Consider the following 17,337-nt stretch of genomic DNA (forward strand, 5'->3'; position numbering starts at 1 on the left):
ATCGGAATGTTGGCAAAGTCTTCAGGAGGTATGAGTATGAGCACTGCTCCTGTTAATCTCGCACAGTCTATTAACCAATCGTGGGTAAGCATTGAAGACACTTTTGTACTTGATTGCCCGGTTTTACCAGAGAAAGCCCCCCCAAATAGTTTGTTGCTCTCTGAGCTTTCTTACGTTGGAGAGCCTGAAGTGAAATCTTCGAATGAAGTTAAAAAGATGTGCATCGTGACAAAAAAAAATCAGGGAACTATTGTTTACTTTAAAAAATGTAGCGATGCTTATCCGCCTATCCTGGCGCAAATTGAGTCTGCCGGAAGCGCCTCCATGCGGTTAACTAGAGGAGCGAATGCGGCAAGGGTGCGTCCTGTCGTTGATGCAGAAGGGAACGTTGTCGGAGCAGCTTCTTATGAAATTCTCACCTTTGTTTCTCTTTCTAAAGAGAGTTTAAGCGTAGGTGTGATGGTGAGAATGGGAATCATCGATGAACTAGTCGCTCGTTATGTTAGAATGGAAGACGATCTGCATGGAGATCAGATTGGAATTGCCAAAGATTTGGGAATTGTTGGGCTTGACTACGATGAACTGTGGTATTCAGACATTACTGTAGAGATCAAAGGGGCTCGAGCCATCAACAATGGGATTCTTGCGCCTCTTCCCAAAGATCTTTTTCCGGTTACAGATAAAGATATCGACGCTTTTCCCAATATTAGGGATGCGCAGCCCTGCCATTGGCCGACAAAAATTCCCAATAATCTCGCTATCTGGAAACGGTTTCCAAATCGGGCAGAATTTGTCAAATTAGCCGAAGATTCCATGGCAATACGGCAAAAATATTACGCCTTTTTGCGAGAAATTTTGATCGATCCCGAAGATCATTTGCAAGTGATGATACCGAGCTTCTCTCGTGATGAAGAGGGAGTGGCCATGATACGGAAAATGCAATCCTGTATTGAAAAGAGGTGGAATCAGCAGTTGTTGGAAGGACTCATAAAAAATCAGGGGTTCAGACGGTTCGTCATTAGAAATAAAACATCTATTTTGGAAATTCTGGATCATTTTAAGGCATATAATTGCGAATTTGCTGAAAATGATGCGACGATTGACTTGGTGAAGGTGGAAAAGAGGTTCCAATATATTGTAAAAAAATGCATGGGAAAGGATCTGACAATGGTGCTTTATGATCTAGGCTGCACGCTGAGAGTCGATCGAAAGCAATGGGAAACTTATCATCCCTCCTATTTGAAGTTGATTGATGTGTGCGAGCAACTGGAAAGTAGCGATCACTCTTTTCCCGAAGCTTTTTTCCTATTTGAATGCGAATTGTGTAACATCGCGTTAATGTTTCGGGAAAGAATGGATGAGTGGAATCTTCTAATAAAAAATATCACGCAAGTGGTTGAAAATTATCGTGGTCTTGTAACGGAAAAGATCGGAACTCCTATCCATTCGATCCTAATTGACAGCTCCCATCAACAGGTCTCCTTCATGGATAAGCTATTAGATAAGGAGAAATGTCTGGCCAAAGCTCTTATGGAACTATTGGAAAATCATGCAAAGCATGAAGAGATCGTCGATGAGGTGCAAAAGGTGTTTAATGAATATGCGCCAATAGGACGCTCTTCCTCTTTAGGATCTGTTAATTTTTTTACCTATACCCGCACAAGATCAGATGATATTGAGCAACTGCTGAAAGATCTTAAAGACCGCCCTGGAGAAAGGGCGCAGTTGATCTCAGGTTTTTTCAATGAAGGAAAATGGAACATCAGCGGGTATGTGCGCAGTGGCTCGGCAAACGTGATGCTTGTTCGACGTTTGGTTGAAAAAGCCCTTGATGATTTTAAAAATGAAATCACTCTCGAACAATTGCGCAAGCACGAATTAGTAGAGATCTGTTTTGCAATTGAACAAAAGATGTTGGATATTGAGGCAAGCGCCCAAAAAATTGCGACTTTATTTCAGAAGATGATGAAGAAAAAAGCCACAGACTCCTGAGAATCTGTGGCTACTGAGAATTACGCTTTGATTTTAATATCTACACCAGCAGGTAGTGTAAGCGTTTTCAAAGCGTCAATCGTCTTTCCAGTTGGATTCTGGATATCGATTAAACGTTTATGCGTGCGGATTTCAAATTGCTCGCGACTCTTCCTATCGACGTGAGGAGAGCGCAGCACTGTGAACTTTTCACAACGCGTCGGAAGAGGAATTGGTCCAACAACCGTAGCGCCAGTCCGTTGCGCCGTTTCAACGATATCCAGCGTTGAACGGTCAAGCAAACGTTGATCGTATCCTTTCAACCGGATTCGGATCTTTTGCTTTTCTTGTTTTTCTTGTTTCGCCATCATTATACCTTTATTTCTTCATAATCTCTTCTGCGATCTTCGTTGGAACCGGAGCAAAATGACTTGGTTCCATAGAGTAGTTCGCACGCCCTGAAGTCAGAGACCGTAGCTGTGTGGAGTATCCGAACATTTCACTCAACGGCACTTCTGCATTGACAATTGCTCCTCCCTTGACAGTTTCTTGACCCATGATCTGACCGCGTCTGCGGTTAAGATCTCCGATCACATCTCCCATGCTTGTTTCAGGAGTTGTGACTTGTACCTTCATAATCGGTTCAAGCAGAATCGGTTTGCATTTTCTAGCAGCTTCTTTGACCGCCATGGAACCGCAGATTTTAAAGGCCATTTCGTTAGAGTCAACCTCGTGGTAGGAACCAAACACAATGCGCACTTTGACATCGACTAAGTTGTAGCCGGCAAGCACACCTGTTAAAAGTCCCTCTTCGACCCCTTTGATGACCGCAGGGATGTATTCGCGAGGAATGACACCGCCGACGATCTTGCTTTCGACTTCATTCCCTTTTCCTTTTTCATTCGGCTCGATCTCTAAGACAACATGAGCGTATTGACCACGGCCTCCAGTCTGCTTGACGAATTTTGTATCTGTTCCACCAGGGATTGTGATGGTTTCCCTGTAGGAAACTTGCGGTTTGCCGACGTTTGCCTCGACATTGAACTCACGCTTCATCCTATCATGGAGGACATCCAAGTGGAGTTCTCCCATTCCGGCGATGATCGTTTGCCCTGTCTCTTCATCTGTAGAGACCCGAAACGTCGGATCTTCTTCTGAAAGAGCAGAAAGCGCTTGTGATAGTTTTTCGCGGTCTGCTTTGGATTTAGGTTCGATGGCCATAGAAATGACAGGTTCGGGGAATTCCATCTTCTCTAAAATGTACGGCTTGTCAGGAGAGCAAAGAGAATCTCCTGTCGTCGTATTTTTTAGTCCGATGCAAGCTGCAATGTCTCCTGTGAAGAACTCATCGCGCTCCTCTCTTGTATTCGCGTGCATTTCGATGAGTCGGGAAATGCGCTCTTTCTTGTCTTTTGTCGAATTTAAGAGGTTCATTCCTTTTGTCAAGGTACCGCTGTAGATACGCACAAAAGTCAGACGTCCGACGTAAGGGTCTGTCATCACTTTGAATGCGAGAGCTCCTAGTGGGGCATCGTCGCTTGGTTCAAGAAGGATTTCATCTTCAGAATCAGGGAGGTGAGCTTTCACTGCACCTCGGTCGATTGGGGATGGCATCCATTTGATGATTGCATTTAGAAGCTGCTGCACGCCTTTGTTTTTGAGCGCACTTCCGCAAAGAACAGGGTTAAACAGGTTCTCGCAAACCCCTTTGCGGATCACTTGATGAATCTCATCAGGCGTTAGGGAATCCGGATCGTCCAAAACTTTGGCCATAAACGTTTCATTTTCTTCATCAATGACCGCAAGCTCATCAAGCAGTTGTGCGCGCAGTTCGTTTGCTTTTTCGAGATATTCTGCAGGGATATCGATCTCGTCCCATTCAATCCCTTGAGTTTCATCTTTGAAGACGATCGCCTTCATCGTGATCAAATCAATTAAGCCTTTGTAATCAGCTTCTGCTCCGATCGGAATCTGGACGGGAACCGCATTTGCATGCAGTTTTTCTTTCATCGATTCAATCGCGTCAAAAAAATCTGCTCCCATGCGGTCCATTTTATTGATGAATGCAATGCGTGGAACTTGATATTTCTCAGCTTGACGCCAAACCGTTTCAGACTGCGGTTCTACCCCGGAAACAGCATCGAAGACTGCCACGGCTCCATCAAGTACGCGCAGAGACCTTTCCACTTCAACTGTGAAGTCAACGTGTCCAGGAGTATCAATGACGTGGATTGGGTGGCCGTTCCAGTGGACTGTTGTTGCAGCAGAGGTGATTGTGATTCCACGCTCTTGCTCCTGCTCCATCCAGTCCATAGTCGCTGTTCCGTCGTGAGTTTCCCCAATGCGGTGCGTACGTCCGGTGAAAAAAAGAATCCGTTCTGTGACTGTTGTTTTACCGGCATCAATGTGCGCCATGATGCCGATATTTCTAACTTTATCTAATTTATCCTGTTCGGATCTGGGCATTCTCTAAACTCCTCCGTTTACCATTTGTAGTGTGCAAAGGCTTTATTTGCTTCGGCCATGCGATGGGTGTCATCTTTTTTCTTAATCGTCGTTCCCTGATTGTTGTAGCAATCAGACAACTCCATCGCAAGAGCAGTTTTCATCGGTTTTCCGGATTTGGAGCGAGAATGCTTAATGATCCAACGCATAGCCAATGCTGTACGGCGATCCGGAGCGATCTCAATAGGCACTTGATAAGTAGCGCCTCCGATTCGACGCGATTTAACTTCGAGAGAAGGTTTGGCATTTTCCAACGCTTGCTCGAAAGCTTCTAAAGGATCCTCTGCGTTGACTTTCTTTGCAAATTCCTCCATTGCATCGTAGACAATTTTGCTAGCGAGAGATTTCTTGCCGTCGAACATCAATTTGTTGATAAATTTGGTCAGCACGACGCTTTTGTAGACTGGATCAGGCACTACGACCCGTTTTTCTGCACGTCTTCTTCTTGACATGTATCTTCCTTATTTTTTTAAATTTTTTCATTTATAAGGAAAGATCTTGTAAATTCACCTGGAATTCGATGGATTTGTCGAATCCTGTGCGTGATCCACGCTTTCGTTTGCAAGCGCACATCACGAACCAGGATACCCATCAATAGAGTATCCTAGTGTTACTTAGGGCGTTTGGCCCCGTACTTAGATCTTCCTTGTTTGCGGTCTTGTACGGCTGCGCAATCAAGCGTTCCGCGCACGATATGGTAGCGCACACCCGGTAAGTCTTTGACTCGGCCGCCTCGTACAAGAACGATGCTGTGTTCCTGAAGGTTGTGCCCTTCACCGCCGATATAGGCAATCACTTCCTGTCCTGTTGACAGACGTACCCAAGCAACCTTTCTCAACGCAGAGTTGGGTTTCTTCGGTGTTTTAGTCTTCACCTGTAAACAAACACCGCGTCTTTGCGGGCATTTGCGGAGGGCAGGAGATTTCCTTTTTTTCCTTTTCGCTTTTCGAGGATTGCGAACTAGTTGGTTAATCGTTGGCATGTATGCCTTCTCCTTAATCATTCAATTACAAGTTAATTTTCTGCGTAACACAAAAAAGTTACACAAGAGAATAGGGGTATTATAAGGAATTAAGAGGATTAATGTATAGCTTCTTCAGAGACTTTTTTTAAGAAGTAGTATTCTTTTTTTGATCTCAAGAGCCATGGCTTCTTGTGCAGATTTTTTATCCATTTCCTTGAATGTATCGGGATAGATAGGTTCTCCAAAAATGCAACACGTTTTTCCCCATAGTTTGGGAAACTTTCTTTGACGGTTCCAAATTTCAAATGTTCCTTGGATATAAACGGGAATAATCGGAACTTGGGCGCGCATGGCGAGCATGCAGATGCCCGGCTTAATCTCGGCGAGTTCTCCGTCATGGGAGCGGATTCCTTCGGGAAAAATCATCACTTTTTTGTTGTCCTTAAGGATGTTGAGCACAACTTTCATTGAAGAAAGATCTTTAATTTTTCCCGAAACAGGGTAGGCGTTTAACTTGCGGATTAGAGTGCCTAGAAAAGGTTTGCTGAAAAGAGTCTCTCTTGCCAGAAAGGCCACGGGCTCGGGACAGGAAGCGCCGACAAGAGGAGGGTCTAAAAACGAGATGTGGTTAGGAGCGATAATTGCCGGTCCTTGGACAAATTTGTCGGCGTTCAGGATGCGGTGGCGGTAAAAAATACGGAAAAAAATGCGTAGGAAAGTGTGTGTGGTTTTATAAAGAAGGCTCATTTTCGTTTAAATTCAACTTAATAGGATCTTAATTTGGTTATATTAACATTTCAATTCATAAAATTTCAACCAGGAGTATTTTCATGAATATAGATTTTTCTTATACACATGGTGCCTCGGATTGGCTTCATGAGAAAAAAGCCAATCTTTTTTATTCGATTTCTGATGGATATCCAAAAGAGCAGGATAACTCTTACGATGGATATAAGAATGTAGTAGGAACCAAATGGACTTATTTATCCGGGTTCCCTAAAGGCGCGCATTGTGCTTTGCTTTCGATAGCTGCTCGAATCACAGCTGTTGGAGAGTGCCTTATCAAAGGTGTTGGCAATGTTTTCGGATCACCCTTTTCGAAGAAATTTTCTGTATCAACAGGGGTGAAACAACTGGGAGTGGATCTTCCGTTGAGCATTTTCAAACTCATTTTTCTCATGCCTGTAGAGGTGATTGCAGATGCAGTGATCTCTCCATTTGCTGTCATGATTGATAAAAATTATGCGGAAGCAAGAGGTGACTTTGAAAGAAATTTTTTTCCTGATGCGTGGTATGATGAATCTAGCAAGAGTGAGTTTTCGGAAGATGAAGAAGACATAGATCTCAGAAAGAGCTTTTAATCATTCGGTATCACTCATCTCATTTGGAAAGAGGAATTGATTTTAGAAGCGCTGATCGTCGCCCGGTCAATTCCTTCCTTTCCATTTTTACCCCTGATTGCGACCTAATCCCCGGACAAACATCTGATAGCTGAACGTCATCTTTTTCATTTTGCTCCTCGGGAATGTAGGAACATTCCCTTCATCACAAACTAAAAAATCTGCCGTCCGTCTACAGCGTTTGTCCGGGGATTAGGTCGCAATCAGGGGGTTTATTCACAATGCTTTTTGTAAAGAAGCAAAATGGCATTGAGAACTTCATCTGGCGAAAGTTTGGATGAATCGATGATATACGCATCTGTAGCAGGCTTAAGCGGGGAGTGCGCGCGGAGAGTGTCCCGTTCATCACGTTCTTTGACCTGTTTTAAAATATCTGCATAAGAAGTTTTCTGATCGGGAAATTTTTCTTCAACTTCCCTGAATCTTCTCTTTGCACGGATTTCTGGACTAGCCGTCAGGTAAATTTTCAGTTCAGCGTTGGGAAAAACAACGGTTCCCATGTCTCTTCCTTCAAACACGGCGTCCACTCCTTCTCCAATGCTGCGCTGCAACTCGACAAGCTTGTTTCTCACGAAGGGGGAGGCAGAAATTTGAGAAACTTGCGAAGTTACTTCTTCCTGACGGATTTTTATAGTGATATCCTCATTTTCGTAATAGTAACGTTTCTGACCGTCGACCTCTTTAATTTCAAAGGTAAATGCCGGAACAAATTTTTTGAGATCGGTCACTTTGTGCTTAAGCAATGCGTAGGTTAGGCAGCGGTACATGGCGCCTGTATCAATGAATTGAAAACCGATGGTTTCGGCTACCATTTTCGCAAGAGTGCTTTTCCCTGTCCCTACGGGACCGTCTATTGTGATGATCATGCTTTTAAATACAAGTAAAGCAGCGGTGCTGTGAAAACGAGGGAATCCACAACATCCAGCATGCCGCCAAGTCCGGGGATTTTGGAGCTGTCTTTAACGCCAACATCACGTTTAAGCAGAGATTCCGCCAAATCGCCCACCTGCGCGATTGTGCCGATACACGCACCAAGGATGATGCTTTGGACAACACTTAAGCTAATGGGGGCATAAAGGGAGAAAATCAGGCTGGCGATGATCGATGCAAGCAGTCCGCCGGCAGCACCTTCCCAGGTTTTTTTGGGGCTGATCACAGGAGCCATTTTGTGCTTTCCAAAAGTCTGTCCGGCGAAAAGTCCGCACGCGTCGGTCAAGTATGTTGTGCAAAGGAGGTAAAGCACCCACCATCTACCGTCTTCGGCTGACTCAGGGGGGAAAAAATAGTTGATTTGCAGTGTGCAGCTCAATGGGATAATTAGGTAAACGATGCCGAATAGAGTAATTGCGATATTGACCAATGGGTTTTTCCCATCGAAGAAAAAAGCCGAAAAGAGAACGAACAGACCGATTGCCAAAGCATAAAGGGGAAAAGAATCTTGATGACCGGAGAGTGATCCCAAATAGATGGCAAGAATGTAGGCGAGTCCTAAGGAATAAGCGGTTTTTTCCCGCGGTTTGAATCCTTTCCGTCTTGCAATGCTGTAATACTCTTTAAGTGCTGCTCCAAAACAAACGATTGCTAAAATTGGAACGAGCAGCGATAGGTAGGGGGTAAAAGAAAAATAGAGCGCAAAAAGTAAAAAAGCAGTGGCAATGGTGCTGGCAATCACTCTTTGAAAAATTGGTGGAAAGGAGGCTAACATCTAAGAACCTCCCAGGCGCCGTTCGCGGTGTTGGAACTCGATCACAGCTTCCAAAAAATCCCGTGGGGAAAATTCAGGCCAATGTTTCTTGGTTAGGTAGATTTCTGCATAGGATAATTGCCAAAGAAGGAAGTTGCTGATGCGCGATTCACCACTTGTGCGGATGAGAAGATCTGGATCGCTCCATTCACAAGTGTCAAGATATTCACTAATCAGGTTTTCAGAGATCTCTTCTTTAGTGAATATGCGATGCTCGTAAGCGTTAAGCATTTTGATAAATGCACGTTTAATATCGTCCCTTCCTCCATAGTTCATGGCAAACACAACATTGATATTGTCGAGGTGGGCAGTTTCCTGTTCGGTACGATTGATCAGCTCGATTAAATAGGGAGGGAATTTTGATAGGTCTCCAATTGGACGGAAGCGGACTCCGTTTTCCAACATGCGCGGTTTCTGCAGAGTCAGCGATTTTTCAAGCAGTTTCATTTGCGCGTTGATTTCTTTTTTCGGTCTCAGCCAATTCTCAGTGGAAAAAATGAAAAATGTCAATGTTTCAATCCCGATCTGGTGGCCGGCTTTGATGATATTGAGCAGAGAGTCGGCGCCTAGCTTATGTCCTTGTTCGGGAAGGATGCAGTGTTTTTTTGCCCATCTTCGATTGCCGTCCGGAATCAAGGCGACATGCTTGGGAATCGGGGAAGCGTGAAGCTCCTCAAGCTCTTTATCGGAAATGACCGGGCTTTCTTTCCAGCTTTTGACAGCGTTTGCGGCGGTCATTTAAACAGACTCCTTGGATTTGAATAGATCCATCAATGTAATGGTTTGCTCCCTCTCTGGTCCGACAGAAACCATGCTGATCTCTACGCCGGTAAGCTCTCCTAAACGTTGAATGTACTGTTTTGCTTCAGAAGGAAGGGCGTCGTAGCTTGTTATCTCTGTGGTTTTTTGTTTCCATCCAGGAAGTTCTTCGTAAACGGGTTTTAATTGAGCAAATTGCTCAGCTAAATAAGGGACGCTCTCGACACGTTCGCCGTCAAGTTCATAGGCAACGCAAATTTTAATTTTATCCACTTTGTCGAAAATATCGAGCTTTGTAATCGCAATGGAGTTCAATCCGTTGATCTTAGCTGCCTTTTGAGCTAACACGGCATCGAACCAACCAATCCGCCTTTTTCTTCTTGTCGTCGTTCCGAATTCCCGTGCTGTGAAGTGGTCGAGAAATTGATCGTTTTCCTTCACTTCGGAAGGGAGAGGGCCGTGTCCAACTCTTGTCGTGTACGCTTTGATTACTCCAACAGTGTGGTCGATCTGGCTGGGACCAATTCCTGATCCGGTGCAGATTCCTCCTGAAATGGTGCTTGAAGAGGTTACATAGGGGTAGGTGCCCATTGTCGTATCAAGAAAGGTTCCTTGAGCTCCCTCAAAGAGGACGTTCTCCTGTTGCTGAAGCGCAGCCTGAATTTTGTCTTCGACATGGGAAATATGGGGAGCCAGGTATTGGCCGTATCGGGTATATTCTGAGAAAATCTCCTCAAAGGAGAGAGGATCTGAGTTGTAAAGTTTTGTGATCTCTTCGTTTTTTAATTCAAGGGCATTTTTTAGAAGAGAGGGGAAGAGATTGGGATCCATCAATTCTGCCATGCGAATCCCTAAGCGATGGGCTTTGTCCGCATAGCAAGGGCCGATACCCCTGCCGGTTGTTCCTACCGCTTGCGACCCTTTTTTCTGTTCCAGCAATAAATCGAGTTTGCGGTGATAAGGAAAGATAATGTGGGCTGCAGGAGAGATCCAAAGCCGCCCGGTGAGATCGATTCCTCTTGATTGCAAAGTATTCATCTCAAAAACCAGCACTTCAGGGTCAATGACCGTCCCCGCTCCGATGTAGCATTGCGTATGCGGATGGAGAATACCAGATGGCGTGAGATGGAGTTTGTACTCGTCTTCGCCGATAATGATTGTATGGCCTGCGTTGTTGCCTCCTTGTGCACGCACGATGTGCTTAGCTTTGGAGGTAAGGATATCGATGATTTTTCCTTTTCCTTCATCGCCCCATTGGGCGCCGACGACAATGACACCAGGCATGATTGGCTACTAGTTCCTCTTAAAATAAAGTTTTCATTCCACTTTCGGTGGAAACTTAGATGAAATTATAACTGCCATCCATTAAATTGCACGAGTAAAATTTTCTTTACAGAGTACTAGTCGGACTCAGCTTTTAAGACAGCCATAAATGCGCTTTGAGGGATATTGACCTTTCCGATCTCTTTCATCTTCTTTTTACCCTTCTTTTGCTTTTCCCAAAGTTTTCGCTTACGGGAGATGTCTCCGCCGTAACATTTAGCTGTCACGTTTTTTGATAGGGCGCGAATCGTTTCCCTGGCAACGATCTTTCCTCCGATTGCGGCTTGAATCGGGATTTTAAACAGCTGCATTGGGATGACATCTTTTAGTTTTTCGCAGATCGCTCTTCCTTTAGATTCAGCTTTGCTGCGGTGGACGAGGCAGGAAAAGGCGTCAACCGGTTCGTCATTGACGCGGATCTCGAGTTTGATGATCTCTCCTTTTTCATAGGAATCGGGCTCATAGTCAAAAGATCCATACCCTTTGGTCACTGATTTCAGCTTATCGCTAAAGTCGGTGATGATTTCGTTTAGAGGAAAACGGTATGTCAGGAGCAGGTGCTTATCGTTCATGTTTTCGGTTTTGACGCAGTTTCCCCGTTTTTCAAGTCCCAAGCTCATGATTGCTCCCAAATATTCAGAGGGTGCCATGATCATGCATTTGATCCAAGGCTCTTCAATAGTGTCGATATGGGTGGGATCGGGGTAGTGAGCAGGATTGTCGATCTCTTTGACGGTGCCGTCGTTCATGATGCAGCGGTAAATCACGCTGGGGGCAGTCGAGATGATGTCGAGGTCGAATTCCCTTTGCAACCGTTCAAAAACAATTTCCAAATGAAGCAATCCGAGAAATCCGCAGCGGAATCCAAATCCAAGAGCCAAGCTGCTTTCCTGCTCGATATGCAGTGAAGCATCGTTGAGTTGAAGTTTAACAAGAGCGTCTCTAAGGTTTTGAAAATCGGAAGAGTCGATGGGGTAGATTCCTGCAAAAACCACCGGTTTGATATGTTTGAATCCGGGTAGAGGTTCCTTAGCTGGGAATTTCTGCAAGGTGACGGTGTCTCCGATTTTGACGTCGGATGTATTCTTGATGTTGCCGATCAGGTAGCCGACTTCTCCGGCGCGCAAGGATGAAGTGGGTTTTTCCTTAGGAGAAAAGACCCCCACTTCAAGCACTTCATAAGAGCGGTTGGTCTCCATCATTTTGATTTGAGAGCCTTTTTTGATCTCGCCGCTCACAACGCGGATATAGACCATGACGCCGCGGTAGGTGTCGTAAAAAGAGTCGAAAACAAGCGCGCGCAAAAGATCGTCTTCCATTGTTTTAGGAGACGGGATATCCTGAACGATTCTTTCTAAAATCTCTTCAATTCCAACTCCAGTTTTAGCCGAACAACCGATTGCATGGCTGGCATCGAGGCCGATCACTTCTTCAATTTGTCTTTTTGCTTCCTCAGTATCAGCTGCGGGTAGGTCGATCTTGTTGAGTATGGGAAGAATTTCGCAGTCGCGGTCGATTGCCAGATGAACGTTGGCAAGGGTCTGCGCTTGAACTCCTTGGGCAGCGTCGACAACTAAAAGAGCCCCTTCGCATGCAGCTAGCGAGCGCGACACCTCATAGGTAAAATCGACGTGCCCTGGGGTATCGATCAGGTTGAGTTGATAAAACTCGCCGTTTTTTGCCTGATAGAACATGGTCACGGGATGGGATTTGATGGTGATCCCTCGTTCCCGTTCAAGTTCCATATCGTCGAGGAGCTGTTCCTGCATCTCTCTTTTTGAGACCGTTTGAGTCAATTCCATCAGCCGGTCGGCCAATGTAGATTTTCCATGATCGATATGAGCGATGATGGAAAAATTGCGGATTTTTTTAATGTCGTACGTATACATATTTATCTATTTGATGAGAAAACAAAGAAGCTCCCCTTCTTTGATTGAAAGACTAAAGGCGTCTCCTAAACAAATGTTTGAAATGCTTGCAAATGTTCCGTTAAGCGTTGCGTTTTCCAATTCCCACTTTAAACCTTTGGAAACGACCCCTTTTGCCGGTATCCCTAGTGGGAGTAGAGAAACTGTTTGACCTGGTGTACAAGGAATAGAGCAGTTTCCCTCAACAAAAAAAAGTGTTTCATAATCGGTTTCTATGGTCAATATTTCTTTGTAGCGGCTAAGCAGATGGAGATTGTAAAGGGAATGGTCGGTGCGCATCTTCAACGCGCAGAAAAGAGTGGCACGGTTAATTTTCTGCTTTTTGATTTCCAGAATTGCAAGTTCAAGATCTGTTTGGTCTTTTTCAGGGGAAAATGTTTTTTTTGGAATTTCAGGATAGGAAGCCAGCAGCTCAGAGCCTGCGGAATCCATGTCGCCGATGATAAAGTTGGGGCGCACGCCTAATTTGTGGCAAGTGTGCAGGCCGCCGTCAACTGCAATGATCGTTTTGAATCTAGCTAATTGATTCTTTAGAACCTCTCCGCTGCCGATTGGTCCATTGGCAACTAAGGCTACGGGAGCAGTAAATCTCGGAGTCATCGGTTCTTGAATTTTTCCTAAATAAATTGCGGCCAAGATGACTCGAACATCCACCGAGTTGCCTCGACTAGAACCTGAATCTAGCGCGTCTACCAATTCCGCCATGGCCGCATGATGAAGGGTTTACTATACAAGCTTTTATTAATAAAAGAAATCTTAAAATAAATTTTTTATAAATGTTGAGATAAATTAAGAAGGTCTGTATAATTTTGTATCGAAAACTACTTTAAGTTAATGATGAATCAAAACTACAGTCGCCTAAATCCTTATTTAGCTAAAATTATCGAAAGAGTTCCTCTTTGTTCAATCGATTCTGGAAAAGAGATCTATCACATCGTGATCGATATCAAAGGATCGGGAATTTCTTACGAGGTAGGAGACTGTCTGGCAATTTTGCCGTCGAATCATCCGGAAAGGGTTCAGAAGGTTTTGTCTGTACTTGGTTTGCGCGAGACCGATCGGTTAATTGATACACGTGCGAATGAAGATGTCGATGCGATTGAATTATTTAGTAAGCGGCTCAACATCAACGACTGTCCTCTTGCTTTGGTCAAAAAAGCCGCGGAATCTTCTACAGATGAGGATTTGCTGGCGATTGCTCAGGATAAACAGCAAGTCAAAGAGCTCGATCTTGTTTTATTTCTTGAGCGGTGCGGCATAGGGTCTTTAACGGCACAGGATGTGGCAGATCTTTTACGTCCGATGATGCCTAGATTTTATTCGATCGCATCGTCCATGGATGTTGTCGGAGAAGAGGTCCATTTGACTGTTGCTCTTGGGAAATGTGTGATCGACGGGATCAAAAGGCACGGTGTTTGCACCGATTATTTATGCCATCAAGCTCCTGTTGAGCGACCGGAGCTGCCTGTTTATCTCCATCCGCATCGTGGATTTACTCTACCGGAAAACCCTGAAACTCCGATCATTATGGTAGGGCCGGGAACGGGTATTGCTCCATTCCGCGGGTTCATGCAACAGAGGGAAAGGCGTGCATCGCACCACAAACATTGGCTGTTTTTTGGCGACTGGACCAAAAAGTCTCACTATTACTATAGTGATTATTGGGAAAATTTGTCGTCGAAAGGGATGTTGAAGCTTGATCTGGCTTTTTCTAGAGATCAAGAGGAGAAAATTTATGTCCAGCATCTCATGCGTCAAAACGGCAGGGAATTAGTCGACTGGTTAAGGGAAGGCGCTTACTTTTATGTCTGTGGAAATGCATCCAAGATGGCAAAAGATGTCGATCTTGCTCTCCATCAGGTATTGGAAGATCATGGAAATTTGACTGCTGAAGAGGCAAGAGCCTACGTTAAGCAGATGCGGGCAGATAAAAGATATTTGCGGGATGTTTATTGACCGGTATGGATTGGATTGCAGATCCGAACGGCTGGATCTCTTTGAGCATTTTAACGCTCTTAGAAGTTGTCCTCGGTATTGATAATATTATTTTCATCGCTATCTTAGTCGGCAGGCTCCCTGAAGAGCAGAGAAAAAGTGCTCGGATGCTTGGGTTAAGTTTGGCTATGCTTACTCGCATATTGCTGCTCTTTTCCCTAAGTTTTATCATGCGTCTAACTTCTCCTTTCGTTTCCATTTTGGATTTTTCATTTTCTGTACGCGATCTCATTTTGATTCTTGGAGGATTATTCCTGATTGCCAAGAGTACGTTGGAGATTCACCGGAAACTGGAAGATCATGAACAGCCGGCGATAGCTCCTAAGTATGGTCAATATTTTGGCGTGCTGATTCAGATTGCCATTTTGGATATTGTTTTTTCATTTGATTCTGTTATTACAGCTGTCGGGATGGCTAATGAGTTAGCGATCATGGTCATCGCTGTGATTGCGGCAGTTATTTTTATGATGTTTTTCGTCCATAGTATCAGCTGTTTTGTGGAGAGGCATCCGACGATCAAAATGCTGGCATTAAGTTTCCTGATTTTGATAGGCGTTGTTTTGGTTGGCGAAGGCCTGAGTTTCCACATTCCTAAAGGCTATATTTATTTCGCTATGGCCTATTCTATGTTAGTAGAGATGTTGAATTTGCGTATGCGCAGCAAGGATTAACTTTCAGTTGTTGTGATGATAGATAGCGCTTGAACGCCGTCTCCGCAGCCGAAGTCAGTCAGCCCCTCGCCGGAAATTGCAGTGATCCCTACCTGAGAAATGCTAAGTCCCATGATTCTGGCGATGTTTTCTCTCATTTCGAGGATTTTTTCTTCAAATCGGGGCTTTTTTGCCTCAATGGAAATGGCAACATGGGTAATTTTTTGCTGCCCCAACGTTTTCAAAGCTTCTTTTAGATAGACTTCGCTGTCGGTGATCCCGTCTTTCAAGCAAAGATCTTCCGCAATACCGCCAAGAATTTTTTCTCCGGTCAGGGATGAAATAGCGTTGCAGAGGGAGTGTAAAACGACATCGCCGTCTGAGTTTGCATTGAATCCTGGGGCATCGTCAAAGATTAAGCCTCCAATAACGCAAGGTTTGGAAGAGTCGGTTGATAAGAAGCGGTGGCTGTCTTGGCCTAGCCCCGATTTGACAGTCATTGATTTCTCCATAGATGAGTTGATACAAGCAAAAGCAAATGTTGGCATATCCCGTCATTAATCTGAAGAGGTAATTGTTGAATATTTAATCTGCAGATGTTATGAATCAATCCCTTATAAGAAGGGATGAAAGGATGTTATCGGACTTCAAGGCGACAGAGGTGATGGAAGTTGTTGGCGGGAAGCCTCTTATGGGGAAAATAAAGGCTTCCGGTGCGAAGAATGCAATGACAAAACTTCTGGTGGCTTCTCTTCTCTCTGATAAAAAATGCACGTTTTTCAACGTTCCAAATATTGGTGACGTCCAAATTACCGTTGAACTATGCCGCGAGATTGGAATGGATGTTAAATGGGACAAAGAAGCCGGTGTGATGGAGGTTCTGACAAGAACTTTACGCACCTCTTATATCCCCCAGCGTTTTTCCGGCTCCAATCGCATACCGATTCTGATGATCGGGGCGCTTCTCGGAAGGACCGATGAAGAAATTATCGTTCCGACTGTCGGTGGTTGTGTGCTTGGTCCACGGCCGGTGGATTTTCATATCAGCGCGCTTAGGCAATTGGGTGCAACGATAGAATTTCGACGGATGAAGCGTGAAGGAGCGTATTTTGCCCACGCACATGAAGGGCTTAAAGGAACAGTAATCGAGCTGCCATTCCCTTCTGTCGGAGCAACGGAGAATACTATTCTAGCCGGAGTTGCAGCCAGAGGGACGACGGAAATTCGCAATGCGGCAACCGAACCTGAAGTGGTCGATTTGATTCTGTTTTTGCAGAAATTGGGAGCAAACATCACACTTGATGTCGACCGCACGATTAGGATACAAGGAACGCGTCGTTTCTATGAGGTTGAACATACGGTAATTCCCGACCGCATTGAAGCGGCTTCATGGGGGATGGCGGCTATTGCTTCAAAAGGAAGAGTTTTTGTCGAAGGGGCCCAGCATCAACATCTTTTAACTTTTCTCAATAAAATCAGGGAGATTGGAGGCGGCTATCACGTCAGGCATGAAGGAATAGAGTTCTTTTACGACGGACCTCTTCAGGGAGGAATCCATCTTGAAACAGATGTGCACCCGGGATTTATGACCGATTGGCAGCAACCTTTTGTCGTCCTTCTTACTCAAGCGACAGGAACTTCGGTTGTTCACGAAACGGTTTATGAAAATCGTTTTGGATATACGGACACTTTAAAGGAAATGGGGGCTGAAATTACTCTCTTTAGGCAGTGCCTTGGAGGGAAAGAATGCCGCTTTTCTTCTCAAGCTTTTTCTCATAGTTTGATTGTTAAGGGGGTCTCTCCTTTGACAGGCAGGGAGATCAATATTCCGGATCTGCGAGCCGGTTTTTCTTATGTGATGGCGGCTTTGATTCCAAAAGAAAAAAGTGTGATCAAAGGGCTCTCTTTTTTGGATAGAGGCTATGAAAACCTCGATCAAAAATTGCTTTCTTTAGGAGCGGATATTTCCAGAAAATCGCTCAAAGAGAAAAATTCCAAAGCAGCCGAAGAACAGGAATTGATCTTCTCATCATTCCGTTAATCTGAAAATAAATCTTTACTGTTTCACCCTCAATGTGTTATAATGCCAGCTTCGATT

Annotated in this window: 17 protein-coding genes and 1 tRNA gene; 5 read left to right on the top strand and 13 right to left on the bottom strand. The window is 44.6% G+C overall.

Translation table 11 applies throughout. The annotated features are described in order from the left end of the window. The first annotated feature begins 36 nt into the window (after positions 1-36). Positions 37-1,992, top strand: a complete 1,956-nt coding sequence (locus tag WCW_RS01460; RefSeq protein WP_013181407.1) for a hypothetical protein — start codon at positions 37-39, stop codon at positions 1,990-1,992. A gap of 20 nt (positions 1,993-2,012) precedes the next feature. On the opposite strand, the gene rpsJ is transcribed toward WCW_RS01460, so the two are convergent. From rpsJ to WCW_RS01485, 5 genes are all read right to left on the bottom strand, one after another. After that, complete coding sequence (gene rpsJ, locus WCW_RS01465; protein WP_013181408.1) at positions 2,013-2,339, bottom strand: 30S ribosomal protein S10; 327 nt, start codon at positions 2,337-2,339, stop codon at positions 2,013-2,015. A gap of 10 nt (positions 2,340-2,349) precedes the next feature. After that, complete coding sequence (fusA, locus tag WCW_RS01470; RefSeq protein WP_013181409.1) at positions 2,350-4,437, bottom strand: elongation factor G; 2,088 nt, start codon at positions 4,435-4,437, stop codon at positions 2,350-2,352. Positions 4,438-4,454: 17 nt separating this feature from the next. After that, the gene (rpsG, locus tag WCW_RS01475) at positions 4,455-4,928 is read right to left on the bottom strand and encodes a 30S ribosomal protein S7 (RefSeq protein WP_013181410.1); all 474 of its coding nucleotides are present in this window, start codon (positions 4,926-4,928) and stop codon (positions 4,455-4,457) included. Between the two features lie 158 nt (positions 4,929-5,086). Then, complete coding sequence (gene rpsL / locus WCW_RS01480; RefSeq protein ID WP_013181411.1) at positions 5,087-5,458, bottom strand: 30S ribosomal protein S12; 372 nt, start codon at positions 5,456-5,458, stop codon at positions 5,087-5,089. Between the two features lie 114 nt (positions 5,459-5,572). Continuing rightward, a complete protein-coding gene (locus WCW_RS01485) occupies positions 5,573-6,187 on the bottom strand; it encodes a lysophospholipid acyltransferase family protein (RefSeq protein WP_013181412.1) in 615 nt (204 codons plus the stop codon). An 83-nt stretch (positions 6,188-6,270) separates the two neighbouring features. Here WCW_RS01485 and WCW_RS01490 point away from each other — a divergent pair, with 83 nt between their 5' ends. Further along, positions 6,271-6,801 (top strand): hypothetical protein, encoded by a 531-nt coding sequence (locus WCW_RS01490; RefSeq protein ID WP_013181413.1) that lies wholly within the window; start codon positions 6,271-6,273, stop codon positions 6,799-6,801. A 251-nt stretch (positions 6,802-7,052) separates the two neighbouring features. Here WCW_RS01490 and cmk read toward each other — a convergent pair whose 3' ends face one another. The 7 genes from cmk to WCW_RS01525 form a co-directional block, all read right to left on the bottom strand. After that, positions 7,053-7,706 carry a (d)CMP kinase gene (cmk, locus tag WCW_RS01495; protein WP_013181415.1) on the bottom strand — a complete coding sequence of 218 codons (654 nt, stop codon included), beginning with the start codon at positions 7,704-7,706 and terminating at the stop codon, positions 7,053-7,055. Continuing rightward, positions 7,703-8,545, bottom strand: a complete 843-nt coding sequence (locus tag WCW_RS09645) for a phosphatidate cytidylyltransferase (RefSeq protein ID WP_013181416.1) — start codon at positions 8,543-8,545, stop codon at positions 7,703-7,705. The genes cmk and WCW_RS09645 overlap by 4 nt, the downstream gene beginning before the upstream one ends. Further along, positions 8,546-9,322, bottom strand: a complete 777-nt coding sequence (gene uppS / locus WCW_RS01505; RefSeq protein WP_013181417.1) for a polyprenyl diphosphate synthase — start codon at positions 9,320-9,322, stop codon at positions 8,546-8,548. Continuing rightward, on the bottom strand, positions 9,323-10,627 hold the full coding sequence (locus tag WCW_RS01510) for an adenylosuccinate synthase (protein WP_013181418.1): 1,305 nt from the start codon (positions 10,625-10,627) through the stop codon (positions 9,323-9,325). 116 nt (positions 10,628-10,743) lie between these two features. After that, positions 10,744-12,555, bottom strand: coding sequence for a translation elongation factor 4 (gene lepA, locus WCW_RS01515; protein ID WP_013181419.1), 1,812 nt, complete (start codon positions 12,553-12,555; stop codon positions 10,744-10,746). 6 nt (positions 12,556-12,561) lie between these two features. Then, positions 12,562-13,248, bottom strand: a complete 687-nt coding sequence (locus WCW_RS09885) for a thiamine diphosphokinase (RefSeq protein WP_079891147.1) — start codon at positions 13,246-13,248, stop codon at positions 12,562-12,564. Next, positions 13,222-13,305 (bottom strand) — tRNA-Leu (locus WCW_RS01525). Before WCW_RS01525 ends, WCW_RS09885 begins: the two co-directional genes overlap by 27 nt. 123 nt (positions 13,306-13,428) lie before the next feature. Between WCW_RS01525 and WCW_RS01530 the strand changes: the two genes are divergently transcribed. Next, a complete protein-coding gene (locus tag WCW_RS01530) occupies positions 13,429-14,550 on the top strand; it encodes a diflavin oxidoreductase (protein ID WP_013181421.1) in 1,122 nt (373 codons plus the stop codon). Between the two features lie 5 nt (positions 14,551-14,555). Next, positions 14,556-15,260: a TerC family protein gene (locus WCW_RS01535; protein WP_013181422.1), complete on the top strand. Its 705-nt coding sequence runs from the start codon at positions 14,556-14,558 to the stop codon at positions 15,258-15,260. Here the strand turns inward: WCW_RS01535 and ispF are convergent. After that, the gene (gene ispF / locus WCW_RS01540) at positions 15,257-15,739 is read right to left on the bottom strand and encodes a 2-C-methyl-D-erythritol 2,4-cyclodiphosphate synthase (RefSeq protein WP_013181423.1); all 483 of its coding nucleotides are present in this window, start codon (positions 15,737-15,739) and stop codon (positions 15,257-15,259) included. The two genes, WCW_RS01535 and ispF, sit on opposite strands and share 4 nt — an antisense overlap. 134 nt (positions 15,740-15,873) lie before the next feature. Here ispF and murA point away from each other — a divergent pair, with 134 nt between their 5' ends. Next, positions 15,874-17,280, top strand: coding sequence for a UDP-N-acetylglucosamine 1-carboxyvinyltransferase (gene murA, locus WCW_RS01545; protein WP_013181424.1), 1,407 nt, complete (start codon positions 15,874-15,876; stop codon positions 17,278-17,280). The last annotated feature ends 57 nt before the right edge of the window (positions 17,281-17,337 follow it).

This window comes from Waddlia chondrophila WSU 86-1044, from assembly GCF_000092785.1.
Taxonomy (GTDB): Bacteria; Chlamydiota; Chlamydiia; order Chlamydiales; family Waddliaceae; genus Waddlia; species Waddlia chondrophila.

Excerpts from the sequence above, each read along its gene's own strand:
- WCW_RS01460 (WP_013181407.1), top strand. The coding sequence starts at position 37 with ATGAGCACTGCTCCTGTTAATCTCGCACAGTCTATTAACCAATCGTGG.
- rpsJ (WP_013181408.1), bottom strand. The coding sequence starts at position 2,339 with ATGGCGAAACAAGAAAAACAAGAAAAGCAAAAGATCCGAATCCGGTTG.
- fusA (WP_013181409.1), bottom strand. The coding sequence starts at position 4,437 with ATGCCCAGATCCGAACAGGATAAATTAGATAAAGTTAGAAATATCGGC.
- rpsG (WP_013181410.1), bottom strand. The coding sequence starts at position 4,928 with ATGTCAAGAAGAAGACGTGCAGAAAAACGGGTCGTAGTGCCTGATCCA.
- rpsL (WP_013181411.1), bottom strand. The coding sequence starts at position 5,458 with ATGCCAACGATTAACCAACTAGTTCGCAATCCTCGAAAAGCGAAAAGG.
- WCW_RS01485 (WP_013181412.1), bottom strand. The coding sequence starts at position 6,187 with ATGAGCCTTCTTTATAAAACCACACACACTTTCCTACGCATTTTTTTC.
- WCW_RS01490 (WP_013181413.1), top strand. The coding sequence starts at position 6,271 with ATGAATATAGATTTTTCTTATACACATGGTGCCTCGGATTGGCTTCAT.
- cmk (WP_013181415.1), bottom strand. The coding sequence starts at position 7,706 with ATGATCATCACAATAGACGGTCCCGTAGGGACAGGGAAAAGCACTCTT.
- WCW_RS09645 (WP_013181416.1), bottom strand. The coding sequence starts at position 8,545 with ATGTTAGCCTCCTTTCCACCAATTTTTCAAAGAGTGATTGCCAGCACC.
- uppS (WP_013181417.1), bottom strand. The coding sequence starts at position 9,322 with ATGACCGCCGCAAACGCTGTCAAAAGCTGGAAAGAAAGCCCGGTCATT.
- WCW_RS01510 (WP_013181418.1), bottom strand. The coding sequence starts at position 10,627 with ATGCCTGGTGTCATTGTCGTCGGCGCCCAATGGGGCGATGAAGGAAAA.
- lepA (WP_013181419.1), bottom strand. The coding sequence starts at position 12,555 with ATGTATACGTACGACATTAAAAAAATCCGCAATTTTTCCATCATCGCT.
- WCW_RS01530 (WP_013181421.1), top strand. The coding sequence starts at position 13,429 with ATGATGAATCAAAACTACAGTCGCCTAAATCCTTATTTAGCTAAAATT.
- WCW_RS01535 (WP_013181422.1), top strand. The coding sequence starts at position 14,556 with ATGGATTGGATTGCAGATCCGAACGGCTGGATCTCTTTGAGCATTTTA.
- ispF (WP_013181423.1), bottom strand. The coding sequence starts at position 15,739 with ATGACTGTCAAATCGGGGCTAGGCCAAGACAGCCACCGCTTCTTATCA.
- murA (WP_013181424.1), top strand. The coding sequence starts at position 15,874 with ATGTTATCGGACTTCAAGGCGACAGAGGTGATGGAAGTTGTTGGCGGG.